General features: G+C 69.4%; 16 protein-coding genes and 1 rRNA gene. 10 read left to right on the forward strand and 7 right to left on the reverse strand.

Translation table 11 applies throughout. The annotated features are described in order from the left end of the window. Nucleotides 1–10: 10 nt before the first annotated feature. The 5 genes from ABT009_RS35855 to ABT009_RS35875 all read right to left on the reverse strand — a co-directional run bounded on the left by ABT009_RS35855 (nt 11) and on the right by ABT009_RS35875 (nt 5,939). The gene (locus ABT009_RS35855) at nt 11–1,498 is read right to left on the reverse strand and encodes an FG-GAP-like repeat-containing protein (protein ID WP_351304843.1); all 1,488 of its coding nucleotides are present in this window, start codon (nt 1,496–1,498) and stop codon (nt 11–13) included. Nucleotides 1,499–1,550: 52 nt separating this feature from the next. Beyond that, on the reverse strand, nt 1,551–2,948 hold the full coding sequence (locus tag ABT009_RS35860; protein ID WP_351304846.1) for an FG-GAP-like repeat-containing protein: 1,398 nt from the start codon (nt 2,946–2,948) through the stop codon (nt 1,551–1,553). A 522-nt stretch (nt 2,949–3,470) separates the two neighbouring features. Next, nucleotides 3,471–4,199, reverse strand: a complete 729-nt coding sequence (locus ABT009_RS35865; RefSeq protein ID WP_351304849.1) for a phosphatase PAP2 family protein — start codon at nt 4,197–4,199, stop codon at nt 3,471–3,473. A 231-nt stretch (nt 4,200–4,430) separates the two neighbouring features. Continuing rightward, nucleotides 4,431–5,441 carry a bifunctional lytic transglycosylase/C40 family peptidase gene (locus ABT009_RS35870; protein WP_351304852.1) on the reverse strand — a complete coding sequence of 337 codons (1,011 nt, stop codon included), beginning with the start codon at nt 5,439–5,441 and terminating at the stop codon, nt 4,431–4,433. A gap of 3 nt (nt 5,442–5,444) precedes the next feature. Next, nucleotides 5,445–5,939, reverse strand: a complete 495-nt coding sequence (locus ABT009_RS35875; RefSeq protein ID WP_351304855.1) for an ATP-binding protein — start codon at nt 5,937–5,939, stop codon at nt 5,445–5,447. A gap of 197 nt (nt 5,940–6,136) precedes the next feature. Here ABT009_RS35875 and ABT009_RS35880 point away from each other — a divergent pair, with 197 nt between their 5' ends. The 10 genes from ABT009_RS35880 to ABT009_RS35925 all read left to right on the forward strand — a co-directional run bounded on the left by ABT009_RS35880 (nt 6,137) and on the right by ABT009_RS35925 (nt 16,734). Then, nucleotides 6,137–6,985, forward strand: coding sequence for a helix-turn-helix domain-containing protein (locus ABT009_RS35880; RefSeq protein ID WP_351304858.1), 849 nt, complete (start codon nt 6,137–6,139; stop codon nt 6,983–6,985). A gap of 10 nt (nt 6,986–6,995) precedes the next feature. Continuing rightward, nucleotides 6,996–7,190 carry a DUF397 domain-containing protein gene (locus ABT009_RS35885; RefSeq protein ID WP_351304861.1) on the forward strand — a complete coding sequence of 65 codons (195 nt, stop codon included), beginning with the start codon at nt 6,996–6,998 and terminating at the stop codon, nt 7,188–7,190. After that, complete coding sequence (locus ABT009_RS35890; protein ID WP_351304864.1) at nt 7,183–7,413, forward strand: DUF397 domain-containing protein; 231 nt, start codon at nt 7,183–7,185, stop codon at nt 7,411–7,413. The genes ABT009_RS35885 and ABT009_RS35890 overlap by 8 nt, the downstream gene beginning before the upstream one ends. Nucleotides 7,414–7,473: 60 nt before the next feature. Further along, a complete protein-coding gene (locus ABT009_RS35895) occupies nt 7,474–9,075 on the forward strand; it encodes a hypothetical protein (RefSeq protein ID WP_351304867.1) in 1,602 nt (533 codons plus the stop codon). 343 nt (nt 9,076–9,418) lie between these two features. Beyond that, a complete protein-coding gene (locus ABT009_RS35900; RefSeq protein WP_351304906.1) occupies nt 9,419–9,727 on the forward strand; it encodes a DUF8827 family protein in 309 nt (102 codons plus the stop codon). Nucleotides 9,728–9,973: 246 nt separating this feature from the next. Continuing rightward, the gene (locus ABT009_RS35905; protein ID WP_351304870.1) at nt 9,974–10,828 is read left to right on the forward strand and encodes a DUF8175 domain-containg protein; all 855 of its coding nucleotides are present in this window, start codon (nt 9,974–9,976) and stop codon (nt 10,826–10,828) included. Next, nucleotides 10,818–12,167, forward strand: a complete 1,350-nt coding sequence (locus ABT009_RS35910) for a hypothetical protein (RefSeq protein WP_351304873.1) — start codon at nt 10,818–10,820, stop codon at nt 12,165–12,167. Before ABT009_RS35905 ends, ABT009_RS35910 begins: the two co-directional genes overlap by 11 nt. Beyond that, entirely contained in the window at nt 12,164–13,723 is a 1,560-nt protein-coding gene (locus ABT009_RS35915; RefSeq protein ID WP_351304876.1) for an SCO6880 family protein, read from the forward strand. Before ABT009_RS35910 ends, ABT009_RS35915 begins: the two co-directional genes overlap by 4 nt. Nucleotides 13,724–13,733: 10 nt before the next feature. After that, the gene (locus ABT009_RS35920) at nt 13,734–15,146 is read left to right on the forward strand and encodes an ATP-binding protein (protein WP_351304879.1); all 1,413 of its coding nucleotides are present in this window, start codon (nt 13,734–13,736) and stop codon (nt 15,144–15,146) included. A 97-nt stretch (nt 15,147–15,243) separates the two neighbouring features. Continuing rightward, on the forward strand, nt 15,244–16,734 hold the full coding sequence (locus ABT009_RS35925; protein WP_351304909.1) for a type IV secretory system conjugative DNA transfer family protein: 1,491 nt from the start codon (nt 15,244–15,246) through the stop codon (nt 16,732–16,734). Here ABT009_RS35925 and ABT009_RS35930 read toward each other — a convergent pair. Both ABT009_RS35930 and rrf read right to left on the reverse strand, forming a co-directional pair. Beyond that, a complete protein-coding gene (locus tag ABT009_RS35930) occupies nt 16,723–17,301 on the reverse strand; it encodes a GNAT family N-acetyltransferase (protein WP_351304882.1) in 579 nt (192 codons plus the stop codon). The genes ABT009_RS35925 and ABT009_RS35930 overlap by 12 nt on opposite strands. A gap of 91 nt (nt 17,302–17,392) precedes the next feature. Then, a 5S ribosomal RNA gene (gene rrf / locus ABT009_RS35935) occupies nt 17,393–17,473 on the reverse strand; the annotation flags it as partial.

Below are 17,473 nucleotides of genomic sequence, written 5' to 3' on the forward strand. Positions count from 1 at the left end.
AGCGAGGCGCCTAGCCGCGCCCGATCACCAGCCCGTACTGCAGCGCGCTCGTCGACGACGGCAGCCCCAGGCTCTTCGGCGTCAGGGCCCTGGAGCCCGTCGCCGTCGGGCCCTGCGCGGTGCCCGGCAGGAGCCAGACGCCGCCCTTGGCGGAGTTCTCGCCGGGAGCGCCTGCCGCGAGGTCCGCGTACCCGTCGGCGTCGTAGTCCTGCAGACGGACCGAGGCGCCGAACCGGTCGCCCCACTCCGCGGTGCCCGGGACGCCGCTGCTGTTCTGGGTGAAGCCGAGGCTCATCGCCGTACCGGCGGAGGTCAGCAGGCCTGTGGCGGTGCCGCGTACGAGGGTCACCATGCCCGCGTTCTGCTGCGAGCCGACCGCCTCGTACTCGTCGCCGATCGCGAGGTCGGCGTAGCCGTCGCCGTCGATGTCGCCCGCGGCGACCGCGGTGCCGAGGCGGTCCTCGGACTCGGCGGTGCCGGCGATGCCCTGGGTGTCCTGGTGGATCTCGTGGGTGCGGGCGCCGAAGCCGTCGGACTTCGAGCCGTACGCGACCTTCACAAGACCGCCCTTGAACACCTCGGCACGGCCCGTGGAGTAGTCCGCGCAGTCCGGGGTGTCGCCGGACTCGTAGTTCGGGTAGCAGTAGCCGAGTGCCAGGTCGTCCGTGCCGTCAGCGTCGAAGTCGCCGGCGGCGAGGGAGACGGCGGAGGCCGTGGTGCTCCACAGCCGCACCGGGGCGCCGTCCTGCCAGCTGTAGACCTGGACGAATCTGGACTCCGTCGCCGAGACGGAGACCGCGAGGTCGTCGTCGCCGTCGCCGTCGAAGTCGCCAGTGGTCAGGGCGCTCACGCCGCCGAAGTCCGCCCCGGTGATCTCCCCACTCAGGGTGTCCGGGGAGTCCGCGGTGAGCGGGCCGGGACGCAGCACCGCGCCGCCGTGCTCCTCGTCGCTTCGGCTGAGCACCAGATCGGTGATGCCGTCGCCGGTCACGTCCCCGGCGGCGACTGTCGCGCCGATCCTGGAGAACTCGTTCACGCCCCGCGCGACCGTGTAGCCGCCGCTGGTGAAGCCGGAGGCGGAGCCGCGCAGCACGGTGACGGTGCCGTGTTCGGCGTACTTGTCCGAGGAGAGGGACTCGCTGGAAGCGCCCACGACCAGGTCGGCGTAGCGGTCGCCGTCGACGTCCGCGGCGGTGACCGCGGAGCCGAAGAAGTCACCCGCCTCGGGGGTGCCCGGCACTCCCTTCGTGGCCTGGCTGATCCGTACGGAGCCGTACTTGCCCGGGCCGTCCGGACCGCCCCACAGGACGTTCACGTATCCGGCCTTGGCCTTGTCGCCGACCTGCGCGGAGGGCACGCCCACCGCCAGGTCCGGGTATCCGTCGCCGTTGAAGTCACCCGGCACCGCGGCCTCGGTGGCCTGAGCGGCGGTGGGCGCGGTCACGCCCAGCAGGGTCGCCGCGCAGACCACCGCCGCGGAGAGGATTCTGTTGCGCATCGTTGTCGGAACTCCTCGTGGTATTCAGGGAGTCGGCGTGAGCCGGTGTGGATCAGCGGGCGAAGACATCCGCGAACTTGCGGCCCTTGACGACCGGGTAGCCGAAGTCCGTCGCGTTGAAGGCGGTCGCGTACGTCGACGTCAGGCCCGAGGTCGCGCCGCGCAGCACCCACGCGGCCCCGTCGTCGTACCCGCCGGACACCACGTCCTCGCCGAACGCGCCGATCGCCAGATCCGCCCTGCCGTTGCCGTTGATGTCGCGCAGCCGCAGCGAGGAGCCGAAGTGGTCGCCGGCCTCGGCGGCGCCCGGCACGCCAGACGTGGCCTGGTGGAAGGACTGGGCACCGCTCGTGGTCAGTCCGCCGGAACCGCCCTTGAGGAACACGATGTTGCCGACGCTGCGGTGGCCGTCCACGGTCTCGTACGTGGCGCCGACCGCGACGTCCGCGTAGCCGTCGCCGGTCGCGTCGCCCACCGCGACGGCGGCGCCGAAGGAGTCGTAGTCCTCGTCGGTGCCCGGCACACCGGGGCTGGCCTGGGTGTACGTCGTGCCCGTGGCGGGCAGTCCGGCCGCCTTGCCGTACCGCACGGTGAACGAACCGCCCTTGCCGACCGCCGTGTTGCCGGTGACCAGGTCGTCGTATCCGTCGCCGTTGATGTCGCCCGCCGCGACGGCCCGGTCCCAGGAGGCGGTGCCGGCGGTGCCGCCTTCGGCCAGCACCGAGTAGGAGGAGCCGATGTCGCCGGGACCGCCGCGCAGCAGGCCGACATAGCCGCCGCTGACGGAGCCCGTGCTGTCCGTGCGCTGGCCGTGCAGGACGTAGTCGCTGCCGTCGGTGCCGGAGAAGTGGCCGGCGACGACGCCGTCCAGGCGTACGCCCTCGGGCAGGAACCCCACCTCCGGCGCCAGCGCCCCGTCCTGGGTGGGCTTCCCGTCGGCGTACCACCAGAAGGTGTTGGCCCCGACGACGACCAGATTGCCGGTGCCGTCCCCGTCGAGATCGGCGAAGGCGGTGCCCGTCCCGAACTGGAAGGCCTCGGCGCTCGGGGCGGTGAGCATGGAGCCGCCGGACGTGAACGGGTTCGCTCCGCCCCAGACAATGGTGACCGCGCCCCTCGGCTTGCCCGTGATCTCCTCGTAAGGCGCGCCGACGATCAGGTCCGCGTAACCGTCGCCGTCGACGTCACCGCTGGTCACGTTCTCGCCGAACTGGTCCACGGACTCCGAGGTCCCGGGAACGCCCGGGGTGTTCTGGCTGATGTTCACCGAGCGGGCGGGGCTGACCCCGGAGGCCGAGCCGAAGAGAACGGTGACCGTGCCACCGCTCGCCTTGGGCGTGCCGATGGCGAGATCGCGATACCCGTCCCCATCGAAGTCGTCCCACAGCCCGGAGGGCTCCGCGACGGCAACGGGGGCACCAAGCCCGGCAACGCCAAGAACAGCAGCCACAGCAACGGCAAGGGTACGTGCGCGCAAGGTCATGCTCCCGTCAGAGAACCGAGGCTTCAGTGACCTACGACACGCATGGTGAACAAAGGGTTGTACACGACAAAGCACAAGGTGAACGCGCACCACCGCCGCTACCGCTGTAGCACCACGACGACGGGCCACCCGACTCGTCACAGTCCCCCGTACGGCCTCATCCCCAACCCGTACGGCTCCCCCAACCGGGGCCCCCACTGGCCCGCCGCAGGCGACTGGCGTGCCCTAAGAACATGGACTCCGCAAGGAAACCCCTAATAGCAGCGGCCCGAATAGCGACCGGCACCGCGGCAGCAGCAGCGACTCTGACACTGGCAGCAACAACCGCCGCCGTCCTGGAAAAGGACGGCACCCCCCACCCTGAATCAGGCCCCCTGGCCCTGACCTCCGCAGCGCTAGCAGCGGCAGCCGGCGCAGCCGGCCTCGCACTGATACGCAGAGAGCGCAGACAGCACACCCAAAGCGAGCGCGCCCAAAGAAAACCCGCGGCTACGCCGCAAGATCCCGCTCGGAATCCCCACCCGACAAGCCCGACCCCGGCTCAGCCCCCGACCCCGAGTCCGACTCCGGCTCAGCAACCCCCAGGGACCCCCGCGCCCACACCAGCCACCCAGCCCGCGCCGAGCCCCCCATAGCCTTCGCCACAGGCGTCAGCAACGCCATCGCCACCGGCGACAGCAGCAGCGCGACCGCTGTGCCGAGCGCGAACCCACCGATCACGTCTGTCGGGTAGTGGACCCCCATGTAGACCCGGCAGAACCCCTCGAGGACCGCGAGAGCGATCCCGGCGATCCCGATCTTCCGGTTGGCCACGAACAGCCCGACGCCCATCGCCATGGCGAGCGTCGCGTGATCACTCACGAACGAGAAGTCGTTCTTGCCGTCGATGAGGACCTCGAGCCCGTCATGATCGACGAAGGGCCGCGGCCGCTCGACGAACCCGCGGATCGGGATGTTGATCAGGACAGCGATCCCGGCGGCAAGCGGCGCCCAGACGATCGCGGCCAGGGAACTGGCCGCGTCGTCGAGCGTCGCGGCCCGCCGCCGCATGGTCCACCAGCACCACAGCACCAGCAGCACCATGCCGAGCAGCAGCCCGTACTCACCGATGAATTCCATGATCCGGTCGAACCAGCCCGGGGCGTCGTCGGCCAGGCCATTGATGTCGTACAACAGGCTGACGTCGGGGTTCGACCCGGATGTAGCGAGTCCAGCCATCGTGCTGCGGCCCCTTCGTCCTTCCTGCGGGCGCACCCTTGCGTACGCCTCTCCACCAACCCCCGTGGTCGTCGATCCGCTTCAGAAAAGGAACGCACACTCCCACCGCATCCGTTCCATCTTCCACGGAATGATCACTCAGACGTTATCCAAGAGAGACCCGTCTTCGCAGCTCAGGGCCGGTGTCGACGGACACTTCCAGCCACGCCACGGCTTGGATCACGGCTTGAATCACACCTCTGGCGCCTGCGTCGGCAGCGCCTTCGCGCCGTCTTCCGTGACCCGTGTCGCACCAAAATAGTCGGGCGTGTCGATCGGGTCGAAACGGATCACCGCGCCCGGCCTCGGCGCGTCGATCATGTACCCGCCGCCCACATAGATTCCCACGTGCCGGATGGCCCGCGAATTGGTCAGGTCGTCCGAGAAGAAGACGAGGTCTCCCGGCAGCAGCTCGTCCCGCGCGGGATGCGGCCCGGCGTTGTACTGGTCGTTGGCGACCCGCGGCAGCTTGATCCCCACGGTCTCGTACGCCGCCTTGGTCAGGCCCGAGCAGTCGAAGCGCCCGCCCTCGGCGGCGGTGCCGTCCCCGCCCCACAGGTACGGCGTCCCGAGCTTCTTCTGCGCGAAGTAGATCGCCCCGGCCGCCTGCCGCGACGGCGAGACCCGCCCCACGGGCCTGGCGAAACTCTTCTCCAGCGTCGTGATCGTCTTCACATAGTTCTGCGTCTCGCGGTACGGCGGCACCCCTCCGTACTTGATCACGGCATACGCACCCGCGTTGTACGCCGCGAGCATGTTCTCGGTCGGGTCGCCCGGCGCGTCCTTCACATACGAGGCCAGCTTGCAGTCGTAAGAGGCCGCGGAGGGGATCGCGTCCGCCGGGTCCCAGATGTCCCGGTCGCCGTCGCCGTCCCCGTCGACGCCGTGGGTGGCCCACGTGCCCGGGATGAACTGCGCTATGCCGCGTGCGTCGGCCGGGCTCTTCGCGCTCGGGTTGAATCCGCTCTCCTGGTACAACTGCGCGGCCAGCAGCGCCGGATTGATGGCCCGGCAGAGGTTGCCCCATTTCTGCACCAGCGACTGGTACGCGGCCGGCACAGCACCCTTCGCGAGCCCGACGGCTCCGCCCGCGAGCCCGCTCGCCAGGCTCCCGGCCGCCATGTACGTCCCGACGACGAGCAGCGCTACGAAGCTCAGACACAGCCCGATCCCGATCCCCGAGACCACCCAGACTTTGCGCACCTATCAACTTTCCCCCATCCGCGCCCCGTTCAAGGCCGTTTCGGCCGACTGTGGCCGAGCCGCATGGCGGCCGCACTCGGCCCACAGCAGCTTTCCGCCGCAGGCGTTCGCCGCGTCGGCCAGCACGTACGCGCCCCACGCGTCCGCGCAGGCCCGTACGAGGTGCAGGCCGCGGCCGCATTCCGCGTCCTCGGGCGGTACGCCGCCGAGGGCCCCCGGCGGGCCGCCGAAACCGGGCGGGATCGTCGGGTCCGAGTCCCATACGGCGACCCTGAGCCGGTCCGGCTCGGCCGAGCGGAGGCGGAGCGCGCACGGCCCTTGCGTGTGGCGGTACGCGTTGGTGAGCAGCTCGGCGGCGAGCAGCTCCGCGGTGGCGGTGAGCTCGGCGAGGCCGTGAACGGCGAGGACGGCGCGGAGGGTTGTACGGGCTACGCCCGGGGCGCGAGGGTCATGAGGAAGTTCGAGGGTGTAGGTCCAGGGCGGGGATACGGTTGACATTGGAAGTCTCCGTTGATGGACGGCAGTTGGACATTTGCCCAGTGACCACAGCCGCTCCGTCGAGCGGGGTACTTCTGAGCTAGGGCGCCCGTTAAGAAGGTACCCGAGCAGAGATAAGCTCTTAACTGATTCGCCGAAAGGCCCGGTACTGCCACCCATGTGGGTGACCAGCCAGAACAAGGAGGGCGGGCTCGCCCATGAGGAACAACCCGACGGGTCGCCAACTCCGACTGGGCACCGAGCTGCGTAAACTTCGGGAACGCGCAGGCCTGACCTCCACCCAGGCGAGTCAACTGCTGGGCGTCAAGCAGCAGAACCAGATCAGCAACATGGAATCCGGACGGCTCGGTGTCAGCCCTGAGCGGGTTCATACGCTGGCCTGCCACTACGACTGCTCCGACAAGGCGCTCGTCGCAGCTCTCGCCGAGATGGCCGCCAGCCGCAAGCGCGGCTGGTGGGAGGAGTACCGGGAGATCCTCCCCGCAGCGCTCCTGGACCTCGCTGAGATCGAGCACCATGCCACGTTGTTGCGGTCAGCCGTCACCGTGCACATCCCCGGGCTCATCCAGACCACTGACTACGCCCGGGAGATCTTCCGCCAGGACGTACCCGAGCTCTCACCCCCGGACATCGAGCACCGGGTGTCGTTCAGGATCAAGCGGCAAGCCGTGCTCTTCAGGGACGACCCGACCCCGCACCAGGCGATCGTCCACGAGGCCGCCCTGCGCATGCAGTTCGGCGGTCCTGCCGTCACCAGGACGCAGCTCAAGCACCTGCTGGACATGAGCGAACGGGACCACATCACGATCCACGTCATCCCGTTCAGTGCCGGAACCTTCCCCGGCTCAGGACAATCGATCTACTACGCCAAAGGCTCGGTGCCGCAATTGGACACCGTGAACCTCGACCAGTCCCACGGCCCCGTCTTCCTCGATGCCGAGGCCCAGCTCGACAAGTACCGCGTCCTACTCGACCGCATGGAGACCACGGCACTGTCACCCAAGGAATCGCGGGACTTCATCCACAAAGTCGTTCAGGACCTGTGAGGGAACCAGGATGCCCAAGCTTACTTGGCAGAAGTCGTCGTACTGCGCACAGGGCAACTCCTGCGTACACGTCGCCGCAAGCGCAGGAGCGGTCCATATAACCGAAAGCAGCGACCCCACCCGAGCCATACTCGCCACCGACCCCCACGCCTTCGGCGCCCTCATCCGCACCCTCAAACTGAAGGAGACCCGAACCCGTGGCTGACATCCCCCCGAACCTCGACTGGGTCCGGGCCGCCCCGGAGGACGCCATCGGCCCCGGCCCCTGGATCGAGATCGCCTTCGGCGAGGACGACGCGGTCTACATCCGGGAGACCAGCGCCCCGGACAACGTGGTGACGACGACGCAGAAGAAGTGGGACGCGTTCGTACTCGGCGTACAGGCAGGCGAGTTCGACCACTTCGTGGAGGACGCCGTAACCGATTGACGGACCCCCCGTCTCGGCGGATCGTAGGGGGCAAATAAAGACGGCTGGGGGGAGCCGAAAATGGGGGCTTGGGGACCGTACGACGGCGGCAACGCAGGATGGACCGTACCGCCACCGCCGCAGCAGCCGCCGACCGTGGGGATGCCGCCCGCGGAGGCGGAACCGTGGCGGGCCGTCGCGGTGGGCCTGCTCAACCTGACCGGCCTCGGCCTGGGCTACGTGCTGCTGGGCCGCTGGCTGTCGGCGGCCGCATGCTGGGTGGCGACGGCCGTCCTGCTGCTGGTCGCGCTGCCGGCGGACGTCGAGGGCGTACCGGGCGGGGCCCTGGTCGCGTACGTCGTGGTCGTGGTGCTCGCCGCGGCCGACGGGGCGCGCAGCGCGCTCCGTACGCGCCTGCGCCCGGCTCTCAGCGCCCCCATCGCGGCCGTACTCGGCCTGGTCCTCCTCGCCGTACCGGCGGGCGGCGCGGTGGCGTACGACAGGGCGCACGACGAGGCCGTCGAGCAGATGCTGCTGGACCGGCTGGCCAAGACCGACAAGCTGGTCGCCGCGGCGTCCGAGAAGGACTTCTCCGCCGCCGAGAAGGACTACCGGTCGGCGCTGTCCGCGTATCGCGCGCTCGGCGACGACCACCCGGACTCGCGGGCGGCGAAGCTCGTACCGGACCGCCTGAAGACGTACTACGAGGCCGTCGCGACCCCGTACGGCAAGAAGGAGTACTGCGACGCCGTCGAGCCGCTGACGTATCTGCGGACGCTGCCGAAGAGCATGGGCAAGGACCGGCTCGGCTCCCTGGCCGGCTGGCCCGACGACCGACTGGCCACCTCGCTCTACGAGTGCGGGGTCTCCCGCCTCGGCGCGGGTTCGGGCTCGAACGGCGGCGACCTCGGCGAGCTGCTGCGGACGTTCCCCGAGTCCGAGCAGGCCGGGAAGGTCGGGCCGGCCGTGCGCGACGAGATCGAAGAACGCTCCTCGGCACTGGACGGGGACGAACCCTGCACGGTCACCGAGGCGCTGCGCCAGATCGGCGAGACGGCGGACGGGCTCCCGGACGATCCGGGCGACGGCCTGCGCAAGGACGCCGACAGCGCGGTCGAGTCCGGCGTCTACGCGTGCGGTGTGGACGAGTTCGAGGACGGCGAGTTCGAGGACGCGAGCAAGACGCTGTACGACTTCGCCGACACGTACAAGGGGAACAAGAAGGCGAAGCGGGCGCGGCAGATCGCCATCGCGGCCGAGATCGCCGCGGAGCGCCCGGCAGCGGGCAAGAAGCTGCCGCCGTCCGGCAGCCCCGGCGGGGCCCGTATGCCGGTGGAGTTCAGCAACGACGCCCCGAGCGCGGTCGAGATCCTCTACACAGGTCCCGTCACCGGGACGCTCCACCTCAAGGCCTGCGGGAAGTGCAAGACGTACTCCAGCTACGCGGCGGGAAGCCTGTCGGCCTGCAAGGACAGCAGCGTGAAGTACCCGAAGACCACGCTCAGCCTGCCCTCCGGCGACTACCACTTCCTCGTCAAGTACTCGGATGACGGCGACAGCGACTACGCGCAGAACTACGCCGACGGAAGCAAGATCCAGCCCGGCTACACCTACACGCAGTGCACGTACGTCGTCGAGAGCGGAATCGGCCTGCCGTCCGACACCGCACCGCTGGAGACCTGACGCACCCTCAGTGCCGTGCCGCCCGCGCGGCCCGCGCCACCTTGCCTCCTTGCGCCCCTGGACGCCCCAGGGGCGCCCGGCGCATGACGAGGTGTCACGCCTGGCCATCATTGCCCGAGGTCACCCCTCGTGATACACAGAGTGACCATACGTACCTTCGTATACCGCCCCACGCCCCCGCGAGGGGCTCGCGCGGGCCGGCAGCCGGAGATCCGTACGAAACCCGCCAATCAATGGCGCCAAGTCGACATCCGACAGGGCCATCGTCGGCAAGAATGAGGCCTGACCTCTGCGCGCACTGGCAGGGGGCGTACGGAACAACCCATTAGGGGCGGTGAGTTACATGCTTATGGCAGCCGAAAAGGGCGACATCACCACCATCATCGGCGGGATCGCCCCGGACTGGGGGCCCTTCGGGAGCCTGGGCAACGAAGCGCGGGTGATGGTCGAGGTCGTGATGGCGGTCGCGATCCTGCTCTGCCTGGGCATCGCGATCTGGGGCGCTGCCAAGCAGAGAATCGGCGCCACGGCCCTGCGCGACACCTTCAGCGCGGAACAGGGCAAGGGCCTCATCATCGCGGGCCTGACCGGTGTCTTCATCATCGGCTCGCTGGGCACGCTCTTCACCATCGTGTACGGCATGGCCGTCTAGCTGCGGCCGCGGCCGGCCCGTCCGGCACCGCGGCCCCCAACGCTCCGTCAGTCGTCCGGGTGCGCCCGGCTCCCTCCTCCTAGCCCACCCGTCCGTCGCGCCCACCGGCTGAGGTTGCGTTCCCCAGATGTCCCAGATGTCCCTGTCATTGCTGATGTCGAGTCACCACACCGCGTCCGCGCGGCGACCGGCAGGGCTACCGTCGTACTACGCGGTTCTGCACGAGCTTGAGGGGGCTTACGCGGCATGAGTCTCGGCGACGAGCACCATTACGACGACTTCGGACGCTCCGGGCGCACGGACGACGACTTCGGCGGCTCGGGCCAGACCCGGACCCGGCTCCCTGAACGGCGCGGCGACGTCTACGGCGGCGCGCGACGCCCCGGCCGCTCCTCCTCACGGAGCCTCGTCACGGTCGTCGGCGTGGTGGTCCTCCTGATCGCAGCGATCGCTTTCGCGAACCGTGGCGGGGACGATTCCTCTGCGGAGGGCGAGGCGAGAGCGGACGCGGCCCCCACGGCCGCGTCCGGGCAGAAGCCGGTCAGCGCCAAGGATGAAGGGATTCCTTCGGGGTTTGGGCGAGATCGGGAGGGGGCGCAGAGTGCGGCGGCCAATTATTCGGTGGCACTCGGCTCGGCCGACATGTTTGACAAGCAGCGGCGGCACGAGATCGTCAATGCTGTGTACGCACCCGACGTTGCGACCAAGCGTCAGTCGGCCCTCGACGCGGCGTACTCCAGCGAGAAGTTCCTGACCAACATCGGCCTGAACAAAGACGGAACTGCGCCGACCGGCACGACCTTCGTCTCCCGGGTCATTCCTGCGGGCACCAAGGTCAAGAGCTACAGCAGCAACACCGCCACCGTCGACGTCTGGTACACGTCCCTCTTCGGCCTCGCGGGCGAGACCACCACGAACCCGGTCGCTGAGAGCTGGTACACGACCACGTATCAGCTGCGGTGGATCAAAGGCGACTGGAAAGTGACCGACTTCCAGCAGAAGGACGGCCCCGTCCCCGTGGGGCGCGACCAGACCGCCTCCACCGCCGACGATATGGCAAAGGCCGTCGAGGAGTACGGAGGGTTCACGTATGCCCGCTGACAAGCGCCGCCTCGCCCTCTCACTCGCCGCCATCGTGGCAACGGTGCAGACAGCCACGCTGCTGTTGGCCACCCGGGCCTTCGCCGCGCCGACTCCCGAGCCCAGTGACGACCCCTGCGACCTCATCCGAGGGCCGGCCAGGGACTACTGCGAACGCGACGGCGGCTCCGGCGGAGGCGGCAGCCCCACCACCGACCCCCTGACCTCCACCCTCGACCCCCTCTCCTCCCTCGCCAAGGGCTGTGCCGACGCCGCCTCCTGGACCGTCAAAGTGCTGTCCGACGCCGTCAAGGACACGGCCAACGTCGACTTCACGAACCAGAAGTTCCTGCAGCAGTACGCCATCGTCTTCGCGGCGTCGAGCATCCTGACCCTGGTCCTGTGGCTGCTGGCGGTGGCGAAGCGTGCCGTGCGGGGCGTGCCGTTCACCACCGCCGTGACCGAAGCCGTCGGCTTCCTCTGGCTCACAGTCCTGTCGTCCGCGTTCACGCCACTGATCCTCTACACCGTCGTCTCCGCGACCGACGGCGTCAGCGACGTGCTGGCCAAGGCCACCGGCGACCAGACGGACACGTTTTTCGGGACTTTCTCCAGCGCCCTCAGCAAGGGCACCGACATCGGTGGCGGCCCGATCATGCTGATCCTGGTGTCGCTCATCTCCATCCTCGCCGCCGGCGTGCTCTATCTGGAGCTGTACCTGCGGGCCGTGCTCCTGTACGTCGGTGCCTTGCTCGGCGTCGTTGTCTACGCCGGGCTCGTCGACAAGAACCTCTGGGGCCATGTCCGCCGTTGGGCCGGCATCATGATCGCGGTGATCCTGGTGAAGCCCGTGATCGTCATCGTGCTGGGGCTCGCGGGAGCACTGACCACGTCCGACGGTCCGGACTCGCTCGCGGCGGTCGTGTCCGGCCTCGCCATCATCCTGCTCGCCATCTTCGCGAGCGCCATGATCTACCGGTTCGTACCGGGCTTCGGCGACGAGATCGCGAACTCGCGCAACAACCGCATCATGCAAGGTGCCGAGAACAAGGCGGCCGCTGTCATCAGCTCCCCTGCCGCCCTTGTGTCCCAGGGCATCAAGACCCACAGCGCCCGCGGCCGGGCGGACGACGGCGGCGGCAGCCAGCCGCGGCCGGCGAACCCGGCGAGTGGAGGAGTGGCCGCACACAGCACACGTGGGGCGGCCACCGGTACGGGCGGCGGCGGATCTGTCCCCTCCGCCGCACCCCCGCCCCGTACCAGCCCGGTAAACACCCCGCACGCAAGCAACGCCCGCACCGCCGGATCCGCTGCCAACAGCGCCGGACGTACCAACCGCACGGGAGGTGAAGGGCGTTGACGACCGAGTCCCATCTGTCCCATCCGGTCACGCCCCGCCGTACGTATTTGATCGGCCGCGCCCGGCCGAACGCGATCGTCGGCCGGAACCGGGAGACAGGCGAGATCGCGCTGATCATCGCGGGCGCGTTCCTCGGGATGATGTGCGGACTCCTCGTCCCCGTCCTCAGCATGCGGATCGTGCTGCTGATGGGCTTCCCGCTGCTGGCGCTCGCGGCCGTCTACGTCCCGTACCGGCGGCGCACGTTCTACAAGTGGTTCGAGATCAACCGTTCGTACAAGCGCACGCTGCGGCAGGGCACCGCCTACCGGTCGGGGTCCATGGAGGCCGGCACGCGTATGGACGGCCGTGAGATCGAGGTCGGGCCGCCGCCCGGGATCGGCCGTATCAGCTGGCTGGCCGCGCCCTTCGGGCCCGACGAGATCGCCGTACTGCTGCACGCGGACCGCCGTACGGTCACGGCCGCCATCGAGATCGAGGGCCCGGGCGTGGGGCTGCGGGACAGCGAGGACCAGGAGGCGCTCGTCGACCGGTTCGGGACGCTGCTGAAGCACGTCGCGAACGGCGACGGCTTCGTGACGCGCCTGCAGATGCTCGCCCGTACGCTGCCCGCCGACCCGGACGCGCACGCCAAGGACGTCGCGGTGCGCGGCGACGAGCGGGCGCCGGGCTGGCTGCAGCAGTCGTACGACCAGCTGCAGTCCATGGTCTCGACGAGCAGCGAGCAGCACCGAGCCTACCTGGTCGCCTGCATGCACTACACCCGGGAACTCGCCGCCGAGGCGCAGGCGATGGCGCGGGCCGCGCGTCCACAGGGCGGCAAGCGGCTCGACCGGGACGCCGGGCTCGCGGTGGTGATGGCGCGCGAGCTGACCGACATCTGCTCGCGGCTCCAGGAGGCCGACATCCGCGTGCGCCAGCCGCTCGGCCAGGGCCGGCTCGCCTCGCTCATCCACTCCATGTACGACCCGGACCATCCGATCGACCACATCCAGGCGATGACGAAACGCAACGCCTGGCCGGCCGAGCTGGACGCGATGGAGCCGACGTATCTGCAGGCCAAGACGCGGGAGTCGGCGAGCCGCGCGCCCTGGTGCCATGCCACGGCGTGGGTCAAGGAGTGGCCGATGACACCGGTGGGCGTCAACTTCCTGGCGCCGCTGCTCGTCCACACCCCGGACGTGATCCGGACCGTGGCGGTGACGATGGACCTGGAGCCCACGGAGGTGGCCATCGAGCGGATGCTGACCGAGAAGACGAACGACGAGGCGGAGGCCAGCCGCGCCGCCAAGATGAACCGGACCGTGGACCCGCGCGACATCGCCGCCCACTCCCGCCTCGACCAGCGCGGCGAGGACCTGGCGAGCGGAGCGGCGGGCGTGAACCTCGTCGGCTACATCACCGTGTCCGCCCGCACGCCGGAGGCGCTGGCGCGCGACAAGCGGACCATCCGGGCCTCGGCCGGGAAGTCGTATCTGAAGCTGGAGTGGTGCGACCGCGAGCACCACAGGGCCTTCGTCAACACGCTCCCGTTCGCGACCGGCATCCGAAGGTAGGGCTGAACTCATGCGGGATCCGCTGTCCGTCCTCACCGACGCCTTCACGTCCTTCCTCTTCGGGAAGGTCGAGACGACCCGCCTGCCCGTCCGCACGTCGACCGGGCAGGCCCAGGCGGTCTACCTGCCGACGGCCGCGCCCGGCCTCGGCGACTCGGGCGTGATCATCGGCCGCGAGGTCTACTCGGGAAAGGGCTACATCTACGACCCCTTCCAGCTGTACGGGCAGCAGCTGCCGGCCCCGCACTGGCTGGTGCTCGGCGAGTCGGGCAACGGCAAGTCCGCGCTGGAGAAGACGTACGTCCTTCGCCAGCTCAGGTTCCGCGACCGGCAGGTCGTGGTGCTGGACGCGCAGGGCGAGGACGGCGTGGGCGAATGGAACCTCATCGCCCAGGAGCTGGGGATCACTCCCATCCGGCTCGACCCCATGGCGGCCCTGGACACCGGCATCCGCCTGAATCCCCTGGACCCGTCGATCACGACGACCGGGCAGCTCGCGCTGCTCAGGACGATCATCGAGGTCGCGATGGGGCACGGCCTCGACGAGCGCTCCGGCTTCGCGCTGAAGGTCGCCCACGCCTACGTCAACGAGACGATCGTCGAGCGCCAGCCGGTCCTCACCGACATCGTCGAGCAGCTCCGCCACCCCGAGCCGGAGTCGGCCGAAGCGATGAACGTCGCCATAGAAGACGTACGGGCGTGGGGCCTGGACGTGGCCCTGGTACTGGACCGGCTGGTGGACGGCGACCTGCGGGGCATGTTCGACGGCCCGACGACGGTCGGGATCGACCTGGACGCCCCGCTGATCGTCTTCGACCTGTCCCACATCGACCGCAACTCGATCGCCATGCCCATCCTGATGGCGATCGTGGGTGTGTGGCTGGAGCACACCTGGATCCGGCCGGACCGAAAGAAGCGCATTTTCCTCGTCGAAGAGGCCTGGCACATCATCGCCTCGCCCTTCGTGGCCCAACTCTTCCAGCGGCTGCTGAAGTTCGGGCGGCGGCTCGGCCTGTCGTTCGTGGCGGTCGTGCACCACCTGAGCGACGTGGTCGACGGCGCGGCCGCCAAGGAGGCGGCGGCGATCCTGAAGATGGCGTCGACACGGACGGTCTACGCCCAGAAGGCCGACGAGGCGCGGGCGACGGGCCGGGTGCTCGGCCTGCCGCGATGGGCGGTAGAGATCATCCCGACTCTCTCTCCCGGCATCGCGGTCTGGGACGTCAACGGCAACGTCCAGGTCGTCAAACACCTGGTCACGGAGATGGAACGCCCGCTGGTCTTCACGGACCGCGCGATGACCGAGTCGTCGGCCGACCTGTCCGGCGACGACGCGCTGCGCGCAGCCGAACTGGAGGCGGAGGAACGGGCCGCGTTCATGGAGCAGCAGATGAAACAGATGAACGACTCCACGGTGGCATGACGTGGGCGCGGGACAGCAGTACGGCGAGAGAGGCCGGGAGGGATGGGAGGACGGGGGAGGCCCCGGCGGCCGGGGAGGCCGTCCCGAGCAGCGCGGCATCCCTGACGGCCTGCTGATCGGCGTCCTCCTCTTCCTCCTGGGCATGACACTGCTGGTGTGGTCGGCGACGGGACTGGCGGGCGTCTTCGCCCACGGCTCCTGGCCGCAGAACGTGACGGTCACCCACACCCCACTGGCCATGCGCCACCTCATCGCCCAGCCACACGACGTAACGGGCGCCTGGCCGAACACACCACCACAACAGCTCTCCGGCTACGGCCTGTTCTGGGGCCTACTGATCGGCCAACTGATGGTCCTGGTCGTGGTAACGGTGGCGGCGATGGGGGTGGTGGCGCGCTGGAAGGCGGGACGAGCCCCCGCTGTGGGCAATCGTTCCGCTGGGGCGATGGGGGTCCCCCCTGCTCGAGCGAAGCCGAAAGCTTGGGGGAGGGTGGGCACAGCGGAACCCGCACCGGAACCGGTACCCGCACCCCACGCCACCCCCGCTGTGCCCAGCGCCTCCGCCGCTGTGGGCGACGCCTCCGCCGCTGTGGGCAATCGTTCCGCTGGGGCGGAACGGGTGGGCACAGCGGAACCCGCACCGGAACCCGTACCGCACGCCCCCCGGGGCCCCATCCTGTTCGGCCCCGCCGAAACCAGGCACCAAACCGCCACCCAGGTCGTACGAGACGCCGAGGGCGCAGCCCTGGTAGTCACCTCAAACCCGGCCCTGTGGGCGGAAACAAAGGACGCCCGAGCAAAGTTGGGCCCGGTCCTCCTCTACGACCCCTCACACCTGTGCGACACCCCGGCCCGCCTCCACTGGTCCCCCAGCACCGGCTGCGAGGACAAAGCAATCGCGGCCCAACGAGCAGCCGCCCTCCTCGCCCCGGTCCGCCCCGCGTCCAAACTGGACGCCGCGGTCGCAGACACCGCGGAAACGCTACTGCGAAGCTTCTTGCACGCCGCCGCCGTCGACGGCCGCCAGTTCCGGCAGGTACACCGCTGGGCACAGGGCACCCAGGTACAGGAGGCGGTACGCGCACTGCGTACGAACCCCAAGTCCGCACCGGGCACAGCGGGCGAACTGGAAGCGGCCCTGACCTCGCACCCCGAACGCCGGGACATCGCCCAGGAATTGACGGCCAGAGCCCTCTCCTCCCTCTTCACGGTCAACGTCCGCGAATCCTGCACCCCAAACCGAACTGATGCCCTCACCTTGGATTCCTTTACGAACGAAGGGGGCACGCTTTATGTGGTCGGTGAATCAATCGAGGACCCGAAGACGAATCCGGGAGCGATGCCGCTCCTCACGGCCCTGACCTCAAGCGTGGTCGAGCACGGCCGGCGCATGGCCGAACGGTCATCCTCCGGTCGGCTCGACCCACCACTGACCCTGGTCCTGGACGACATCGCCGCGGTGGCCCCCCTGCCCCAGCTGCCGGACCTCCTGACTACGGGCCCGGCCCAGGGACTCCCCACCCTGGCCCTCCTCCGCTCCCGCGAACAGGCCCGCACCAGATGGCCACAGCAGGAACTACCCGTGTGAACCGCAGTCCCGCCCGAGCACGAACTCCAGCTCCCGTTGCCTCGCGTCGTTGACGAACGGCACGGTGACCCCGCTCGGTACGAACCCGGCCCTGCGGTAGAAGCGCTGCGCTCGCCCGTTGTCCTCGTGGACCATGAGCCGCACCCGTTCCGCGCCAATCCCCCACGCCCACTGCACGGCCTCGTCGAACAGCACCTCGGTGAACCCGCATCCGCGGTGCTCGGGCCGCATGTAGACGCCGACGACGTGGCCCTGCCGCCGCTCCACCGGGAGCCCGGCCCAGTCCTTGGTGCCGGGCACCTCGACGAGCACAGTGAGGGTGCCGACCCATTCGCCGTCCGGCCCCACCGCGACGAACTGCTGCGCGCCGGCGGCCCCCTCAGCGGCCCCGGCCGCCCGCTCCTGCCAGAACGAGTCCGGCTTGGCCGAGGCCTCGTCGTACGTCTCCAGGAAAGCGAGCGGAGCCATCGGGTCCTGCAGCGCGTCGAGCCGCAGCCGCTTCACGGCGGTCCACTCGTCGGCGCGGATCGCCCGGACCACATAGTCATCACTGATCGTGGTGCTCATGCGGGCCACCGTAGTACCGGGCCACCGGCCTCTTCACCTCATATAACAGAAAACCCCCGCACCAAAAGGTGCGGGGGTTTTCTCAATATTTGTTCGGCGGCGTCCTACTCTCCCACAGGGTCCCCCCTGCAGTACCATCGGCGCTGTGAGGCTTAGCTTCCGGGTTCGGAAT

Origin of the sequence: Streptomyces sp. NPDC002896, assembly GCF_040295225.1 — a bacterium.
Taxonomy (GTDB): Bacteria; Actinomycetota; Actinomycetes; order Streptomycetales; family Streptomycetaceae; genus Streptomyces.

Coding starts and splice junctions, on each gene's coding strand:
- ABT009_RS35855 (WP_351304843.1), bottom strand. CDS start 1,498: ATGCGCAACAGAATCCTCTCCGCGGCGGTGGTCTGCGCGGCGACCCTG.
- ABT009_RS35865 (WP_351304849.1), bottom strand. CDS start 4,199: ATGGCTGGACTCGCTACATCCGGGTCGAACCCCGACGTCAGCCTGTTG.
- ABT009_RS35875 (WP_351304855.1), bottom strand. CDS start 5,939: ATGTCAACCGTATCCCCGCCCTGGACCTACACCCTCGAACTTCCTCAT.
- ABT009_RS35880 (WP_351304858.1), top strand. CDS start 6,137: ATGAGGAACAACCCGACGGGTCGCCAACTCCGACTGGGCACCGAGCTG.
- ABT009_RS35885 (WP_351304861.1), top strand. CDS start 6,996: ATGCCCAAGCTTACTTGGCAGAAGTCGTCGTACTGCGCACAGGGCAAC.
- ABT009_RS35895 (WP_351304867.1), top strand. CDS start 7,474: ATGGGGGCTTGGGGACCGTACGACGGCGGCAACGCAGGATGGACCGTA.
- ABT009_RS35900 (WP_351304906.1), top strand. CDS start 9,419: ATGCTTATGGCAGCCGAAAAGGGCGACATCACCACCATCATCGGCGGG.
- ABT009_RS35905 (WP_351304870.1), top strand. CDS start 9,974: ATGAGTCTCGGCGACGAGCACCATTACGACGACTTCGGACGCTCCGGG.
- ABT009_RS35910 (WP_351304873.1), top strand. CDS start 10,818: ATGCCCGCTGACAAGCGCCGCCTCGCCCTCTCACTCGCCGCCATCGTG.
- ABT009_RS35920 (WP_351304879.1), top strand. CDS start 13,734: ATGCGGGATCCGCTGTCCGTCCTCACCGACGCCTTCACGTCCTTCCTC.
- ABT009_RS35930 (WP_351304882.1), bottom strand. CDS start 17,301: ATGAGCACCACGATCAGTGATGACTATGTGGTCCGGGCGATCCGCGCC.